The 17,831-nt window shown below is 39.5% G+C and carries 14 protein-coding genes and 1 pseudogene; 12 read left to right on the top strand and 3 right to left on the bottom strand.

Going from position 1 to position 17,831, the window contains the following annotated elements; translation table 11 throughout:
• Positions 1-146 precede the first annotated feature (146 nt).
• A pseudogene (locus N178_RS18105) lies at positions 147-293 on the top strand (ATP-binding protein); the annotation flags it as partial.
• A gap of 324 nt (positions 294-617) precedes the next feature.
• Here the strand turns inward: N178_RS18105 and katA are convergent.
• Entirely contained in the window at positions 618-2,078 is a 1,461-nt protein-coding gene (gene katA / locus N178_RS18100) for a catalase KatA (RefSeq protein ID WP_045293905.1), read from the bottom strand.
• A gap of 274 nt (positions 2,079-2,352) precedes the next feature.
• A complete protein-coding gene (gene cstA / locus N178_RS18095) occupies positions 2,353-4,161 on the bottom strand; it encodes a carbon starvation protein CstA (RefSeq protein ID WP_045293904.1) in 1,809 nt (602 codons plus the stop codon).
• A gap of 244 nt (positions 4,162-4,405) precedes the next feature.
• Between cstA and proB the strand changes: the two genes are divergently transcribed.
• From proB to N178_RS27185, 3 genes are all read left to right on the top strand, one after another.
• Entirely contained in the window at positions 4,406-5,239 is an 834-nt protein-coding gene (gene proB / locus N178_RS18090) for a glutamate 5-kinase (protein ID WP_014457700.1), read from the top strand.
• Positions 5,236-6,480, top strand: coding sequence for a glutamate-5-semialdehyde dehydrogenase (locus tag N178_RS18085; RefSeq protein ID WP_045293903.1), 1,245 nt, complete (start codon positions 5,236-5,238; stop codon positions 6,478-6,480). The genes proB and N178_RS18085 overlap by 4 nt, the downstream gene beginning before the upstream one ends.
• A 128-nt stretch (positions 6,481-6,608) precedes the next feature.
• The gene (locus N178_RS27185; protein ID WP_169746690.1) at positions 6,609-6,755 is read left to right on the top strand and encodes a hypothetical protein; all 147 of its coding nucleotides are present in this window, start codon (positions 6,609-6,611) and stop codon (positions 6,753-6,755) included.
• Between the two features lie 63 nt (positions 6,756-6,818).
• On the opposite strand, the gene N178_RS18080 is transcribed toward N178_RS27185, so the two are convergent.
• Positions 6,819-8,204 (bottom strand): sugar porter family MFS transporter, encoded by a 1,386-nt coding sequence (locus N178_RS18080; protein WP_045293902.1) that lies wholly within the window; start codon positions 8,202-8,204, stop codon positions 6,819-6,821.
• A gap of 190 nt (positions 8,205-8,394) precedes the next feature.
• Between N178_RS18080 and N178_RS18075 the strand changes: the two genes are divergently transcribed.
• From N178_RS18075 to cydC, 8 genes are all read left to right on the top strand, one after another.
• Positions 8,395-9,171, top strand: coding sequence for an alpha/beta hydrolase (locus tag N178_RS18075; protein ID WP_045293901.1), 777 nt, complete (start codon positions 8,395-8,397; stop codon positions 9,169-9,171).
• Between the two features lie 95 nt (positions 9,172-9,266).
• Positions 9,267-10,277: a LacI family DNA-binding transcriptional regulator gene (locus tag N178_RS18070; RefSeq protein WP_045293900.1), complete on the top strand. Its 1,011-nt coding sequence runs from the start codon at positions 9,267-9,269 to the stop codon at positions 10,275-10,277.
• A 144-nt stretch (positions 10,278-10,421) separates the two neighbouring features.
• Entirely contained in the window at positions 10,422-11,183 is a 762-nt protein-coding gene (locus tag N178_RS18065) for a threonine/serine exporter family protein (protein WP_013085528.1), read from the top strand.
• Positions 11,184-11,197: 14 nt separating this feature from the next.
• Entirely contained in the window at positions 11,198-11,653 is a 456-nt protein-coding gene (locus N178_RS18060; RefSeq protein WP_013059882.1) for a threonine/serine exporter family protein, read from the top strand.
• Positions 11,654-11,953: 300 nt separating this feature from the next.
• Positions 11,954-13,360 (top strand): cytochrome ubiquinol oxidase subunit I, encoded by a 1,407-nt coding sequence (locus N178_RS18055; RefSeq protein ID WP_045293899.1) that lies wholly within the window; start codon positions 11,954-11,956, stop codon positions 13,358-13,360.
• Positions 13,347-14,363, top strand: a complete 1,017-nt coding sequence (cydB, locus tag N178_RS18050; RefSeq protein ID WP_045293898.1) for a cytochrome d ubiquinol oxidase subunit II — start codon at positions 13,347-13,349, stop codon at positions 14,361-14,363. The genes N178_RS18055 and cydB overlap by 14 nt, the downstream gene beginning before the upstream one ends.
• Positions 14,363-16,075, top strand: a complete 1,713-nt coding sequence (gene cydD, locus N178_RS18045) for a thiol reductant ABC exporter subunit CydD (RefSeq protein WP_045293897.1) — start codon at positions 14,363-14,365, stop codon at positions 16,073-16,075. The genes cydB and cydD overlap by 1 nt, the downstream gene beginning before the upstream one ends.
• The gene (gene cydC / locus N178_RS18040; RefSeq protein WP_052942415.1) at positions 16,072-17,820 is read left to right on the top strand and encodes a thiol reductant ABC exporter subunit CydC; all 1,749 of its coding nucleotides are present in this window, start codon (positions 16,072-16,074) and stop codon (positions 17,818-17,820) included. Before cydD ends, cydC begins: the two co-directional genes overlap by 4 nt.
• Positions 17,821-17,831 lie beyond the last annotated feature (11 nt).

The following is a 17,831-nucleotide window of genomic DNA, read 5'->3' as shown; positions in this document are numbered from 1 at the left end:
GCTTAAGAAAATCTTAAAATTTTCTCTGCTTTTTTCTTAAAAAATGCAGTTTACAATAAAACCCATAGACGAAATGACCCATGACATACTTTTGAAAGGAGACTGAGAAAGCAATGGACGAATATGTGGTTTTAGTTGTAAACAATAAGCTGTTTGAACGATTTAAAAGAGGTGACACTTCAAGACAAACCGATGGCTCCTTAGCTATTGCTAAATCAATTATTGATTTGCACAGAGGAGAACTGAATATTGAAATTGACGGAGATTTATTTAAAATAACAATTACTCTTTAATGTGAGTGAATATAAACAGCATATCTAGTAAAAAAAGAAGCAACCTCATTATGCTGGTTGCTTCTCTTTTTTTAACGTTCTTAATTTTATTCCGCAACCGCAAAGCGTACTGTGCTTTAGTACTTTTATTTCTCTATGACACTGATTACATCTTATTTCTTGTCCAATCATTTCTTCATCCCTTCCTCTTTTTACAGGAATTTAAATAAGTATCCATAAAATACGGATACTTATTTAATGATAAAATATTAAACTAATTGAGAATAAACGAGAATCTATAATGAGAAAAATCTCTTTATTTTTTCATTTAGAAAACTGATAAATTTATTTTACTTGCTGTGGAACAGACAATCCTAAACCATCTGCAATGCGTTTTCCATACTCTGGATCCGCTTTGTAGAAGTGTTGAATTTGGCGCAGTTTAATCTCTTCTTTTTCTACAGGCTTCATAGCTTCAACGATGTTTGTAACTAAGCGTGTACGCTCGTCTTCGCTTAGAAGGCGGTATAAATCACCTGCTTGTGTGTAATGATCGTTGTGATCATATGCAACACTATCAGCAACGCCTGAAACAGGGTATGCCGCTTGTTTGTTTTCATGAGATTCTGTCGGGCCGCTAAAGCTGTTTGGCTCATAGTAAACAGAACGGCCGCCGTTATCGTCAAAGCGCATTTGACCGTCACGTTGATAGTTATTTATTTCGCTGCGGGGACGATTGATCGGTAGCGCTTGATGATTAGCGCCGACGCGGTAGCGATGGGCGTCGCTGTATGCGAATAGTCGACCTTGCAGCATTTTGTCAGGTGATACGTCAATTCCCGGCACAAGCGTTCCAGGTGAGAATGTAGCTTGCTCCACTTCTGCAAAATAATTTTCCGGATTGCGATCTAATACCATGCGACCTACTTCAATTAGTGGATAGTCTTTTTGTGACCATACCTTTGTTACATCGAACGGGTCGAAGCGATACGTATCAGCATCTTCTAACGGCATAATTTGAACGTACAGCTTCCATGAAGGCAAATCGCCTTTTTCAATGGCATTAAATAAATCTTCGGTATGATAATCTGGATTTTCACCAGCTATCTTGGCGGCTACGTCTGGAGCCAGATTTTTCACGCCTTGCTCTGTTTTAAAGTGATACTTCACCCAAACGCCATCTCCTTCGGCGTTAACCCACTTAAATGTATGGCTGCCGAATCCATGCATATGGCGTAACGTTGCCGGGATACCTCGGTCAGACATCAAAATAGAAACTTGATGCAAAGATTCAGGAGAGAGGGACCAGAAATCCCACACGGCCGTCGGATTTTTTAAATGCGTGCGTGGATCGCGTTTTTGTGTATGAATAAAATCGGGAAATTTAATCGCATCTCGGATGAAAAATACAGGTGTATTATTTCCGACTAAGTCGTAGTTTCCTTCTTCTGTATAAAATTTAACAGCAAATCCGCGAGGGTCGCGAACGGTATCTGCTGAGCCGTTTTCACCAGCTACTGTTGAAAAGCGAACAAATAGAGGTGTTCGTTTTCCTACTTCAGAAAGGAAAGCTGCTTTTGTATAGGTTGAAACATCGTTTGTCACTTCAAAATAACCATGGGCGCCGGCGCCTTTTGCGTGCACGACACGTTCAGGAACACGCTCTCGGTTAAAATGGGCTAATTTCTCTAAAAGGTGAACATCTTGAATTAAAGTAGGACCGCGTGAACCAGCGGTCATTGAATTTTGATTATCTCCAACCGGAGCTCCCCAACTAGTCGTTAGGTTATTCTTGTTTGTTGTCATCTTAGAACCACCTCTTATTTGAATTTTGTTATGTTAGAAATAATGATAACATTTTTAAATAAAAAATCAATACTAATTTATAATTATTATAATTTAACCTGTGTATTCTGAGATGTAATCAGTGGGGGATACGCATGTGGAATGTACGAACTATTTTTAAAATTTTCTGTATAGTATATTTAGTTTAATGATAAAAATGCCTGGTGTGTAATTATTTTGAACGGCTATTACTACATTAAAAACACGCTTGCTTATATAAGCAAGCGTGTTCGTTTTATATATTTTGTGATAAATTTGCTTTTGCTGCCAGCTCAGCCTGAGGCGTGCGCCAAAGCTGTGTCCATTTTTGAATCGCGGCTATCATAATAATGAGACCAAGTATAAGCATGATGATCGAAAGAGTCGCATTTAATATGCTGTAACCTGCCGCAGCTTCGTTTAAATACACATTCTTAACCATCCAATAACCCGCATAGTTAACCGTTACGTAAAGGTAGGCTAGTGGAATAAGGCAAGTAAGCATATAGGAGCGTTTATCTGCAATTCTAAGAATGACGGTTGCTCCAATAATTAAACCAATAGAGGCCATTAACTGATTCGATACGCCGAACAGCGCCCAAACGGAGCCAATATCTCCTGAGAACAATAAGTACCCCCACATAAAACAGGCTAGGGCACTTGCAAAAATTGACCCCGGAAGCCAGTCTACTCGCTTTAAAGGTTTATAAAACTCACCGAAAAAGTCTTGAATTAAATAGCGGGAAACGCGTGTGCCAGCGTCGATAGCAGTTAAAATAAACACTGCTTCAAACATAATGACGAATTGGAAAAAATAAGAAGACAGGTGGCTGAACCAAGGAATTTCCGTGAAGATATACGTCATTCCTACAGCCAGTGTAACAGCGCCGCCTGTGCGGCCTTCTAAGTTTAGACCAATCTCTTGGCTAAGCTGAGGAAGAGCTGTTACATTCATGCCAAGCGTTTTGAACACTTCAGGTGTAGAGTTAATTGCAAAATAGTCTCCAGGATGTAAAGCTGTTGCTGCAATTAATGCCATAATTCCTACTAAGCATTCGACTAACATCGCGCCGAAGCCTACAACTTTAATGTCACTCCAACGATCAAGCATCTTAGGGGTTGTTCCTGAACCAACAAATGCATGGAAGCCAGAAATAGCACCGCAGGCGATCGTAATGGAAATGAACGGCCACACAGGTCCTGCTAAAATAGGGCCGCCTCCGTGAATAAATTCAGTAACTGCAGGAAATGGAATTGCTGGATTTACGAAAAACACGCCTACAATCAGCGCGATAAAGACACCAATTTTCATAAAGCTGCTTAAGTAATCTCGAGGTGCTAAAAGCAGCCAAACGGGCAAGGCCGCTGCGAAAAATGCATAAACGGGAAGAATAATTGAAAGTGTTTTAATATCTAGCGTTAAAAAATCTCCTAAAGCTGTTCCTTGAATATAAGGACCGCTAAATACGGCAATTAAAATTAAAATGAAGCCGACGGTAGAAGCCGCTTTTAAATTACCTGTTTTTTTGTGGTAAATACCTACCCCCATTGCGATCGGAATCGTAATTCCAACAGCGAATGTACCCCAAGGATTTTTCTCAAGTGCGTGTAACACGACCATAGATAAACCGGCCATTGTGATGGTAATGATAAAAAGCATAGCTAAACCTGTACAAAAACCAGCGACGGGTCCTAGCTCTTTTTTAGCCACTTCTGAAAGCGACTGGCCTTTTTGGCGCATAGATGCAAATAACACAACTGCATCGTGAACGGCTCCTCCGATTACAGCTCCGATTAAAAGCCAGAGCAGTCCGGGTAAATAGCCAAACTGAGCCGCTAAAATAGGTCCAACAAGCGGACCCGCAGCTGCAATAGCTGCAAAGTGATGACCAAATGTTACCCATCGGTTGGTTGGCACATAATCTTTTCCATCTTCAAGCTCATGTGCCGGCGTTTGTTGCGCATCGTTTAGCTTCAAGACCTTAACAGCCATGAATGTTCCATAAAGCCGATACGCAATCATTAAAATACAGATAGATCCAATAACAATCGTAACCGCATTCATTAAAAATCCCCCTATCCCTTAGTTGTCTGATGTTTGTACTACTACACAACGTTATGTAATTGTGTGTTCCCCTTACAACTTTCATTATAAAAGAAGAAAGCGCTTTTATCACCAGTTTTTCCCTTAATTATTTTAAAAATTAGAAAGTTCAAATTCCCTTTGAAAAACTATAAGACTTTTCGCATAATCTCTGCTATAATTTTTAAAAAAATTAGTACGCATTTAGGTGTTTTTAGTTAGGGAGATGAAAAGAGTGAACCATCGTCAAGAGTTACAAAATAGCAAGCGTATTGTAGTCAAAGTAGGGACCTCTACGTTGACTTATGATAATGGAGATATTAACTTAGCACGCATTGAAAAACTAGCGCGTGTTTTATCTGATTTAATGAATGCAGGAAAAGAAGTTGTGCTTGTTACATCAGGTGCCGTTCAAGTTGGAGTAAAAAAACTAAAGTTAAAAGAAAAGCCAACTTCTATTCGAGAAAAACAAGCAGCAGCCTCTGTCGGGCAATGTGAGCTTATGCATATCTACAGTAAATTCTTTGGTGAGTACAGTCACATTGTTGGTCAAGTACTGTTAACAAAAGATGTAATCGAAGATGAACATGTGCGCAATAACGTTGTGAACACGTTTGAAAAATTAATTGAAGACAAAGTGATTCCTATTGTGAATGAAAACGATACAGTTGCAATCGATGAGATTGAAAACATCGTGCGTTTTGGAGATAACGATAATTTATCGGCCATTGTTTCAGTTTTGATTCACGCAGATTTACTCGTTATTTTATCTGATATTGACGGTTTCTTTGATTCAGATCCCACAAAAAACCCTAACTCTAAATTAATGAAAGTAATAGATGGCATCACGCCGGAGCTTGAGAATTTTGCTGGAGATAGTGGAACTGACGTTGGAACAGGCGGAATGGTCACAAAGCTTACCGCTGCTAAAACAGCTACAAGTGCAGGCGTGAGCTTAATCTTAGCAAATGGTAAAGAGCCAAGTATTTTGCGAGATATTATTGAAGGCCAAGAAATTGGAACGTTATTCTTAAAACAAGCTGAAGGAGTAATGAAATGAGTGAATTGCAGCTTAAAGGAAAGCAGGCACAAGAAGCCTCTTATTTCTTAGGAAATGTAACGAGCGAACAAAAACAGCAAGCGCTTTATAAAATGGCGGCTGCTTTATTGAGTCAGCAAGAAGCGATTTTAAAAGCAAATGAATTAGACGTAGAAAAAGCGGTTCAAAAAGGCACGTCAAAAGCGATGTTAGATCGCCTATCTTTAAATGAAGAGCGGATTCATGGAATGGCAGACGGCCTGCGCCAAGTAGCTGCGCTTGCGGATCCAGTAGGAGAAGTACTGTCTATGGCCAAACGGCCAAATGGCTTACAAATTGGGCAGCAGCGTGTACCTATTGGTGTCATAGGAATTATTTATGAAGCGCGTCCAAACGTTACATGTGATGCAGCAGGCTTATGCTTAAAAGCAGGAAATGCGGTTATTTTGCGCGGAGGCAGTGAGGCATTTTATTCGAATCAAGCGATTGTTTCTGTATTATCTCAAGCTGCGGCAAGTGCAGGATTGCCTGAGCATAGCGTCCAGCTTATTGAAGATACGTCGAGAGAAACAGCACTGGAGTTAATGAAACTAAATGAATATATCGATGTATTAATTCCTCGAGGCGGTGCTGGTTTAATTGAAGCGGTGGTAAAAAATGCAACGGTTCCTGTTATTGAAACGGGAACCGGGAACTGCCACATTTATGTTGATGACGAATATGACCGTGACATGGCGGCTAATATTGTCATTAATGCAAAAACATCTCGTCCAGCGGTGTGTAACTCAGCCGAAAAGCTGATTATTCATGAACGAGCGGCTTATGAATTTTTGCCGATTATTGTTCAAGCGCTACGAGAGAGAGGTGTAGAAGTACGCGGTGATGGCCGTGCGCTAACAATCGTTCCAGATCTTGTTCCAGCAGGGGATGAGGATTGGAAGAAAGAATATCTGGATTTCATCATGGCGGTTAAAATCGTAGATGATATCGATGAAGCGATTTCCCATATTAATGTTCATAGTTCACATCACTCCGAAGCGATTGTAACAACAAATTATGCTCATGCTCAGCGTTTTTTACAGCGCGTTAATTCAGCTGCTGTGTATGTGAATGCTTCGACGAGGTTTACGGACGGAGAAGAGTTTGGTTTCGGGGCAGAAATCGGGATTAGTACACAAAAGCTTCATGCACGCGGACCAATGGGATTAAAAGAATTAACAACATTAAAATATATTATTTACGGAAATGGACAAATTCGATAAAAAGAAGAGGCTGAGCCAAAAGTATTTTAGACGAAGTGAAAAACGAACCATTGATCAAAATTTTGATTAGTGGTTCGTTTTTTTATTAGAGTGAACGTAGGTTTCATCTGTTTAGCTTCTTCTAGCAGTTGATCGGAGGGAGAGACGAAGACTCCTGCGGGAAAAGCGGAACAGATGAGACCCCGCAGGAGTACAAGCGACGAGGAGGCTCAGCGGCCGCCCGCGGAAAGCGAAGTCTTGCACGGAAATTACCTGCGGTGTCACAAGCAGTTTAGCTCATGTATCACATTTGTTCGTCTTTAGATTAGCTTCATTCAGTAGTGCCCTAACATCCTCCTTTATTTCCATATATGTTCAATTTCTTCAAGTGACTTTCCTTTTGTTTCTGGCACCCACTTCCATATAAACAAAAACGAAGCGATACACATAATCATAAAAGATAAAAAGGTAAAAGATCCTCCAGCTTTGTTCCAAAGAATAGGAAAAAACTGAGACACAAACCAATTAGCTATCCACAAGAAAAAGGTGGAAATAGACATTGCATAGCCTCTTGCATGATTAGGAAAAATTTCAGAAATCACAACCCATACAACGGGTCCCATAGAAATATTAAAAAGAAATAAATAAAAAACAATAAGTAAACTAGTAGTCAAGCCTTCAGTACCCTGTGAATGAAATCCAAAAGAAACGAGAAGCTGCGTAACGGCCATACCAGCTGTGCCAGTAAGTAATAAAGCTTTGCGGCCAATCCGGTCGATAAGCCACATGGAACAAAGAACGCCTAAAAAGGCAGCTACACCAATCATAGACGTAACAAGGAGTGATAAATCTCCTCTAGCTCCAGCTGCTTCAAAAACTTGCGGGGCGTAATAAATAATGGCATTGATTCCGACAAGCTGTTGAAAGGCTGCAAGTAGAATACCAATAAGCAACGCTTTACGAGGGCCTGCCTCTTTAAAAAGCGAAAGAGAAGCCGGTTGATTTTCTTTTAACGATTGCTCAATATGATACAGCTCTTGGCGTGCAATGCGTGTACCATTGATTTTAATTAAAATGTCCATAGCTTCTAAAGTGCGGTTTGCTTTTACCAGCCACCTTGGACTTTCAGGAACAGGAGAAAGAATAAGAAGAAATAAAAGAGCTGGAATGCCAGAAGCACCGATAATGTAGCGCCATCCTGTGGAATTCTGCCAAGCGTCTTCTCCAATAGATAAAATGTAGTCATTTACAAAATAGACAGAAACAATTCCAACGGCAACAGCAAATTGATAAAGAGAGCCTAAGCGGCCGCGCATGTGCGGAGGGGCTATTTCAGAAATATAGGTAATAGAAAGAACAGAAGCCATACCAATGCCTAGTCCCCCAATAATTCGAGAAACAATCACAAAAGAGATAGATGAAGATAGCGCTTGCATAATTGCGGATACGATAAATAAAGAAGCTGCTAAAAGTAAGATGGTTTTTCTACCGAATCGATCACTCAGTTTTCCTGAAGCAAGTACCCCAACGGCACCACCGAGCAGCAAACTAGATACAACAAAACCTACCATCGTTGGACTGAGATTAAAATGCACTTCCATCAACCTAATAGCCCCTGAAATGACGGCTGTGTCATAGCCGTAAAGTAACCCTCCAAAAGCAGCTGCACATGAAATGAAAATAACAAAAAATAGATTTCCTTTTTGCTCCGTACACTCGTCAGAAGTTACTTTTACTATCCCCATATAAATTCCTCCTTTGAATCGCGTTCACTATTTTAATTAAAAAAACGTTATACGTAAAACGTTTTCATGAAAGATGTTTTTATGTTAAACTAAAAATTGAAAATAATCAAATTATTTTTTAACTTTTATATGAATTATGTACGTTTTGTTATCAATCAATAGGGAAGAAAAAGTAGGGGGGAAAAGAAATATGGCATTTATACAATGTGATTTTTTTTCAGAAGTATTGCAAATAAGTACTTCAATGAACGTTTTGATACCGCAGCAAACAAAATCTCAAATTGGTTTACAAACCAATACAAGAAGTGAGAAACACCCTACGCTCTATTTATTACATGGTCTTTCTGATGATCATACGATATGGATGAGAAGAACTTCGATTGAACGTTACGCATCAGAATTAGGGCTTGCAGTTGTAATGCCAAATGTAGATCGTAGCTTTTATAGAGATATGGCTTATGGAAAGAAGTATTGGACGTTTGTAACAGAAGAACTTCCTCAATTGGCTAGATCATTCTTTCCGTTATCGGAAAAAAGAGAAGATAATTTTGTAGCTGGTCTTTCTATGGGAGGGTACGGCGCTTTAAAATGGGCGTTTCGCAAACCATATCAATTTTCTGCAGCTGCCAGTTTATCAGGAGTGATGGACGTTGAAGGGCTTGGAGGGCGAGGAGAAGTTCAGTTCTTAGATTATCCTTTGATTTTTGGCCTGCCGCCTGTTATTAGACCTGAGGATGATCTGTTCTGGCTGCTTGGAAATCGCCGGCGCTATGGAGAAGTGACTCCGCGTATTTATCAATGCTGTGGAACAGAAGATTTTTTATATCAGGAAAATAAACGTTTTTCCGAGCGATGTAAGCAAGAGCCTATTTGTTTTACATATGAAGAAGGAAAAGGAAGTCACGACTGGGCATATTGGGATCAAAAAATTCAAGATGTGTTAAAGTGGCTGTTTAGTGAAAAGTAGGGAAGGTAGGTTTCGGTGGTTCCGACTTCTAGTAGTATAATAAAGAAAAATGTTTACTTGGTCGATAGACTAAAAGGAAATAGGAGTCGGTACGAATGGGGAGAAAAAAAGTCACGATTACAGAAGTAGCGAAAGAAGCGGGTGTTTCATTAGCTACGGTATCAAGAATTTTCAATAATAAAGACGGTAAAATTAAAATCAGTGAAAAAACCAAGCAAAAAGTACTAAAAGCAGCAGCTCATTTAGGGTATCAGACGAATCCATTTGCGGCAGCTCTGCGGGCCCAAAAAACAGGGATTATCGGGATATTAATTAGAGACTTAAAAGATCCGTTTTTAATTGAACTATTAAAAAAGGTACAGCAACAAGTCCAAAGTCGAGGGATGGATGTTCTTATTGGACATACGGATTACCAAGAAACAACGGCTGAGCGTCAATTAAATGTTATGATGAACCATTGGTTTGATGGAGTCATTTTATTAGATTATGTAGCCGCTCAGAATCCTTTTGTAGACATATTAAAAGAATATCAAACGCCCTACGTTTCTCTTACAGGAGACGGCTCTTCTGCACTTTGGCCGATTGTACATGTAGATGATGCGGTGGGAATACAATTAGCTGTTGCTCACTTAACGGACCTTGGTCATAAGAATATCGGGTTCGTTGGAAAAGCTGTAAGCGGAGTCGAGCACCGTCTGTCTCTTTTTCATCAGTATGTACCGTCAGCAAACGCAAAGTTTGTAAAAGAAGATATGAATAACTCAGATGAACTATATCAGTTTATAAATGAGCTAGCTCATCATCCAGAGCCCCCAACTGCGCTTATTTGTGCTACGGATTACATTGCTCTGAAAGTGATACACTGTGCGTGGCAAAACGGGCTCCACGTTCCAGCAGATTTGTCTGTTATAGGGTTTGATGATATTACAGAAGCTAGTGAAGCGCATCCTCCACTAACAACCATCCGTCAACCGATGGAGAAAATGGCTGAAAAAGCAGTAAACCTCTTACTTCAGCAAATTCAGGATCAGCAAGAAATAGATCAGGTACAGTATAAAATGGCACCTTTATTAGTAGAGCGTGAGACCACAAAACGTATGAATTGATAAGGAATGTATATACTATTCCTGAAAGTGTGAGACAAAAAGTCCACACTTTTTTGCATTAACCATTGCGTCTACTTCCCTCTTTCTTATACACTGTATGCTGTAGGGGAAAAAACCAAGCTTTAATATGTTTGGAGCGATTTGATGACACAACAAAAATTAGATAAATATGAAATTATGGACGTTAGCTTACTAGCAGGTAAAATTATGTTAGAAAGCGGAGCAGAAACGTATCGAGTAGAAGACACAATGATGCGGATTGCAGCGTCTTACGGTATAAAAAAATCCCACAGCTATGTGACGCCAACAGGGATTATGTTTTCACTTGAAACGAAAGAACCGACGAAAACGAAGTTAATTCGTATTTCCGAACGAACGACCGATTTGAAAAAAGTAACCATGGTAAATAGCGTCTCAAGAACAATCAGTCAAGGAAACATCTCCTTGGAGGAAGCGTATGAAATGCTACAAGAAATTGAAGCAACGAACGTAGCTTTTCCACTATGGGTTCAACTTGCAGCTGCATCCATTTCTAGCGGATGCTTTTTAATCATGTTTCAAGGTTTATGGACGGACTTTATTCCAGCCATGTTTTCAGGAGGTCTCGGATTTTTAACCGTGGTGTATTTCCATCGTCTTATTCCGATTCGCTTTTTTGCTGAGTTTACCGCTTCGTTAGTTATTGGCCTTTTATCAGCTCTTTTAGTCGCTTCAGGACTGGGCACGCAAATTGATAAAATTATTATTGGATCCGTTATGCCTCTCGTTCCTGGCTTATCCATTACCAATGCAGTGCGAGATTTAATGGCGGGACATTTACTGTCTGGATTATCAAAAGGAGCAGAAGCGTTTCTGACGGCATTCGCTATTGGTGCAGGTATTGCCATTGTATTTACGCTTCTATAGGAGGGAGGCATCATATGCATATCGTAGAGCAGATAATTACAAGTTTTATTGCTTCAGCAGCGTTTGGGATCATTTTTAATGTTCCACGTGAATCATTATTAAAAAGTGGATTTGTCGGAATGATTGGCTGGCTCATTTACTATTTGCTAACGTTCTATGGTGTAGATGAAATTCCAAGCACCGTTGCATCGGCCTTCTTTATTGCTATTATTAGTCAAATTTACGCAAAAATTTATCGCACACCGATCATTATTTTCACCGTAGCAGGTATTATTCCGCTCGTTCCAGGGGGAACAGCATACGATGCCATGCGTAACTTTGTAGAAAATAACTATAATGAAGCCATTAGTCTTGCAGCAAAGGCCTTTATGATTTCAGGTTCAATTGCCATTGGTATTGTATTTTCTGAAGTCATTAACCAAATCATTCGTCAATCTAAATTAAATGCCAAAGCAAAATATCGACCGTAGAGAAGCAAGCTCAAATCAGAGCGTGCTTTTTTTATGAAAAAATAAAGGGATCCTTCACTTTTTTGTCACAAGAAAGTCACGTTTTAGTCTAAAAACGTTCAAAAAATGTACGTGCACAGCTAAAAAAATAGACTATACTATGTAAATAGAAAGAGAGTCATTACATATGTTTGTGAAATATTGAGCATATTTCTCGAATTATTATGCTCAATGTTTCACAATATAAGTAAAAGATGCTCAGAAATGAGCAAAGTATCTATGGAAACGATGAATGTTCTTATATATGAAAGGAGAAAGAAGATGGATACAGTCATACTATCACGTATTCAATTTGCATCAACGACGCTGTTTCATTTTATCTTTGTACCGCTGTCTATCGGCCTTGTCTTTTTAGTAGCGATCATGGAAACGATGTACGTAGTAAAAAAAGATGAACAGTATAAAAAGATGGCAAAGTTTTGGGGGCACTTATTCCTGATTAACTTTGCTGTCGGAGTCGTAACAGGTATTTTACAAGAATTTCAGTTTGGCATGAACTGGTCAGAGTACTCACGGTTTGTAGGAGATGTATTCGGTGCGCCGCTTGCTATTGAAGCACTGCTAGCGTTTTTTATGGAGTCCACTTTCCTTGGACTGTGGATTTTCGGGTGGGATCGTTTGCCTAAATGGCTGCACTGTCTATGTATTTGGCTTGTTAGTCTAGGTACTATCTTTTCAGCGTTCTTTATTTTAACGGCTAATTCTTTTATGCAGCATCCGGTCGGAATGGAGCTGAATAATGGCCGTTTAGAAATGAATAACTTCTTTAAATTGTTAACAAACGGTCAGCTGTGGGTTGAATTCCCTCATACAATTTTAGGTTCGTTTGCAACAGGCGCCTTTTTTATCACGGGTGTCAGTGCCGTTATGCTCTTAAAGAAAAAACATGTGGCTTTTGCCAAAAAATCATTTCAAGTTGCTATCCTTGTAGGGTTAATTTCAGGTGTAGGAATTGCGCTATCTGGTCATGAACAGGCTGGATATTTAGTCAAAACACAGCCGATGAAAATGGCGGCAAGTGAAGGGTTATGGGAAAACAGCGGAAGTCCAGGTGCTTGGACGGTAACAGCAAATATTCACCCTGATGAAAAGAAAAATACGAGTGAAATCAAAATACCTTACTTATTAAGCTTCTTATCATACGGTAAGTTTTCAGGTTCGGTTCCTGGAATGAACGAGCTGCAGGAGCAGTATACGGCGAAATACGGGGAAGGAAATTATATTCCACCCGTTCGCACAACGTTTTGGAGTTTCCGCATTATGGCTGGTCTAGGTGGCGTATTATGTGCGTTGGGCATTTGGGGTACGTACTTGCTTTCTCGTAAAAAACTTCAAGAAAGCAAACTATTTTTACGTATTATGACGATTGCCATTGCCTTTCCGTTCCTTGGAAGCTCAGCAGGTTGGATTATGACAGAGATTGGCCGTCAGCCGTGGGTTGTATTTGGCTATATGAAAACCGAAGATGCCGTGTCTCCTGGTGTAACAGCAGGTGAATTGTTGTTTTCTATTATCTCGTTTTCGTTCTTTTATTTAATTTTAGCTGTGATTATGGTGTTCTTATTTATTAAAGAAATTAAAAAAGGTCCAGATCATGATCACGAAGCACATACAAAAGTAACATCAACTGATCCGTTTACAAAGGAGGGATACAATGTTTTCTCTTAATGAATTCTGGTATTTACTAGTATCCATTCTGTTTGTTGGTTTTATCTTTTTAGAAGGCTTTGATTTCGGGATTGGAATGGTGTCTCGTTTTTTAGGAAGAAACGACTTAGAGCGACGAGCTTTTATTAATACAATCGGTCCTTTTTGGGATGCAAATGAAGTTTGGTTAATTTCAGCAATCGGTGCTATGTTTGCTGCTTTTCCAAACTGGTATGCGACGCTATTAAGCGGGTCATATGTTCTTTTCGTTCTTCTTTTGCTTTCCCTTATCGGACGCGGTGTAGCATTTGAATTTCGAGGAAAAGTTGAAAAACAAGCGTGGAAAAATGCATGGGATTGGGTGATATTCTTCGGAAGTCTTTTTCCACCGCTCATTTTTGGCATCTTATTTTCAGCACTAATGAAAGGCTTGCCTGTTGAGAGCAACATGCAAATGAATGCCGGCTTTTCGGATATTGTGAATCTATATACCATAACAGGCGGTGTGACCTTAACAATGCTTTGTTTATGGCACGGACTTATTTTTGCGACGATTCGTACGATGGACGACATCAGAGATCGTTCACGAAAAGTGGCTATGAAGCTTTTGCCTATGAATGCCTTGCTGCTTCTTATTTTTTCAGGCATGACGTTTTTTGAAACAGATTTATTCAGTAATCATAGCCGCTTGATGCTATATACATTTTTTATCGGTATTTTCGTGTATTTACTAGCAGGATTTTTCCTTACACGAAAAAAAGACGGATGGGCATTTGCTATGTCTGGCTTAATTTTAATTTTATCAATTTCCTCTATATTTGCAGGATTGTTTCCAACCGTTTTAGTTAGTTCAATTAATGAAAGCTATAGTTTAACGATTCATAATGCAGCATCAGGGAATTATTCCTTAAAAATTATGTCTTACGCTGCTATTGCGCTGCTGCCTTTTGTGTTAGGTTATCAAATTTGGAGCTACTACGTTTTTAGAAAACGTGTAGATCATAAGGAGCATATGGAGTACTAATGGGTAGAAATTTAATGGTTTACAACGGAATAAAAATGGTTCTTGCCATGTTAATAGGGCTTATTACTATTCAAAGTGTAGCCATTATTTTTCAAGCTAAGTGGCTTGCCGAAGTAATTACTGCTCTTTTTCATGGTGAAAGTTTAACTTCGCAGACAAAAACAATCGGATTGTTTTTGTCTGCCTTTATGGTTCGTCAGATCATAAGTTTTATAGTGAAAAAAACGGCATATCAATTTGGAGTCAAAACGACTCAGGAACTTCGTTTGATAGTCATGAAAAGCATTTTTGCATTAGGACCTCGCTTTACCAAAAATGAAGGAACAGGAAACGTGGTGACGCTCATCACCACAGGCCTACAGAAGCTTCGTGCTTATCTCGAGCTGTTTTTGCCTAAACTGGCCGCCATCAGCGTTGCACCTTGGCTAGTGCTCGCTTTCGTTTGGTACCATGATCGGCTTTCAGGCATTATTTTGCTTGTAACTATGCCAATTCTAATTTTATTTATGATTTTACTTGGACTGGCTGCCCAGAAAAAAATAGATAGTCAATGGGAGACATATCATGTGCTGTCCAATCACTTTGTAGATTCGCTTCGAGGATTAGAAACGTTAACATTTCTCGGGAAAAGTAAGGAGCATGCTGAAACGATTGAAAGAGTCAGTGACCGTTATCGAAAAGCCACAATGGGAACGCTCCGAATTGCTTTTTTATCTACGTTTGCTCTCGATTTCTTTACGATGTTATCTGTAGCCATCGTAGCTGTTATGCTCGGCTTGCGACTGGTGAACGGTTCGATGACGTTAGAGCCTGCACTTATGATTTTATTGCTGGCGCCTGAATACTTCCTGCCGATAAGGGAAGTCGGAAACGATTATCATGCAACATTGGACGGAAAAGAATCCGGAGATGCATTAATTAAGATTGTAAAGCAGGCTGAAAAACCGTCGGCTAAAGAAGAAGATGTTCCTAATTGGACTGAAAACAGTGAAATTCAATTACGTCATATCACCGTAAAATATGACGAAGAGCAGCCGCCTTCTCTCGAAGATGTGTCACTTCATGTTAAAGGAAGTAAAAAAATTGGGATTATAGGAAAAAGCGGAGCTGGAAAATCGACGCTTATTGATATACTGAGTGGCTTTGTACCATTTACAGAGGGGTCTGCTGAAGTAAACGGCGTGCCGGTTGATTTACGCTCAGATGCTTGGCAAAAGCAGATTACGTATATCCCTCAGCACCCATTTATTTTTAATGGAACAGTGAAAGAAAATATTGAATTTTATCAGGATAGAGGCGGTTCTTATGATTATGAAGATGCTTTAACGAAAGCAGGACTTTTATCTACGATTCAACAGATGCCTAAGAAGGAAAATGAAATGATAGGAGATGGAGGACGGCAGCTTAGCGGCGGCCAAGCTCAAAGGATTGCCCTAGCTAGGGCGTTTCTAAGCGATCGTCCTATTATTATGCTTGATGAACCAACGGCGCAAGTAGATATTGAAACGGAATATGAATTAAAGCAAGATATTTTAACGATGTTTCAAGACAAGTTATTTATTTTAGCTACGCACCGTCTGCATTGGATGAAAGATATGGACCTAATTGTTGTAATAGAGAACGGAAAGGTTGCAGAAGTCGGCAATCATCAAGAACTGATTCAAAAAAAAGGGGCTTACTATCAATTTTTACATAAAGAGGAGGAGGTATGATGAAATATAAAAGTTGGATCTGGCCCTACTTTAAAACATATAAATATCGTATCTTTTCTATCTTATTATTAAGCTTGTTAACGATTGGTTCTGCTTGTGCGCTAATGTTCACATCAGGTTACTTGATTTCAGCTTCTTCCTTACGGCCGGAAACAATCTTACTAGTCTACGTTCCCATTGTACTTGTGCGTACATTTGGTTTAAGCCGAGCAGCCTTTCGTTATGCGGAGCGTCTTGTTAGTCACGATTTTATTCTTCGGATTTTAGCTAAAATGCGTACACGTCTTTATCATTTGATTGAACCGTTAGTTGCTGCATCTCGCTATCGAACGGGAGATGTTTTAGCGGTTCTCGCTGAAGATATTGAAAGTTTACAAGACTTGTTCTTACGTACCATTCTTCCAACAATCTCAGCTGTTATTTTATACGTTATTTCGATTGTAGCTTTAGGATTCTTTAGTCTGAAATTTGCGTGTTTGATTGCCGTCTATTTATTTTTATTAGTAGCAGTGATGCCGCTTTTTTCCCTTTGGCATATGAAAGCGGCCAATCAGCGATATAAATCAAGCAAAGCACGGTTATATGCCAAGGTCACAGACGGGTTTTTAGGAGTTGCTGATTGGGTGTTAAGCGGTCAGCAGCAGTCATTTTTTCATTCGTATAACAAAACGGAAGATGAGCTAGACCGCATGGATCGCAAGCTTAAACTATGGACGTATTACCGAGAATTGATTGGCCAGGTTATCGTAGCAGGTTTAATTGTCACAATGATTTGGTTTGGGGCTTCTCTTTTTGCAGACAAAGAGCTTGCAGGTGTTTTTATTGCTGCTTTTATTTTAGTAGTATTTCCTTTATCTGAAGCACTGCTGCCAGTATCTAATGCAGTAGAAAAAATTCCTCAATTTGAAGAGTCATTAAATAGAGTGCAGGAAATGGAAAAGAACTGGGAAAATGTGAATGAAAAGAAAAAACATACTCTTTCCCTACCTTATAAAGGTTCATGGGACTCGGTTAGCTTAAAAGTCGAGCATATAAGCTTTCGCTATAGCAATGAGGAAGAGTCAGTTATTCATGATCTTTCATTTCAAGTCGAGCAAGGGAAGAAAATTGCGATTCTTGGCAAGAGCGGAGCTGGAAAATCGACTCTGTTAAAGCTGCTGCAAGGCTCCTTATTGCCTACAGAAGGTATAGTTCAACTAAACGGTCAGTCTGTTGATGAAGTTCGTGAAGATGTACCAAAACTCATCTCTGTATTAAATCAAAATCCTTATTTATTTAATACAAGCGTAGCAAACAATTTATTACTAGCTAATGAAGAGGCCACAAAAGAAGAGGTAGTTGAGGCAATGAAGCAAGTCAATATGCACTCCCTTGTAGAAGGTTTGCACCAAGGATATCAAACGTCCATGCTCGAAACAGGTCAGCGTTTTTCAGGAGGAGAGCGTCAGCGGATTGCGTTAGCACGTGTTCTGCTTCAGCGTACGCCAATTGTTATGCTGGATGAGCCAACTGCAGGGTTGGATAACGTGACTGAAAATCGTTTGTTATCCACTATCTTTGAAACTCTTCATGACAAAACTTTAATTTGGGTTACGCATAATTTAGTTGGGATGGAAAAGATGGATGAAATCTTATTCCTACAAGATGGAAAGGTAGCAATTCGCGGAACGCATGAGGAATTACTTGCTACGAACAGTCACTATCAAAAGCTATATGAACTGGATCATCCGGCAAAAAGCCTTTAGCAGCAGCTAAA

This window comes from Priestia aryabhattai B8W22, assembly GCF_000956595.1.
GTDB lineage: Bacteria > Bacillota > Bacilli > Bacillales > Bacillaceae_H > Priestia > Priestia aryabhattai.
Note: the sequence above shows the minus strand (reverse complement) of the source record. Positions and strands in the feature narration are given on the sequence as shown.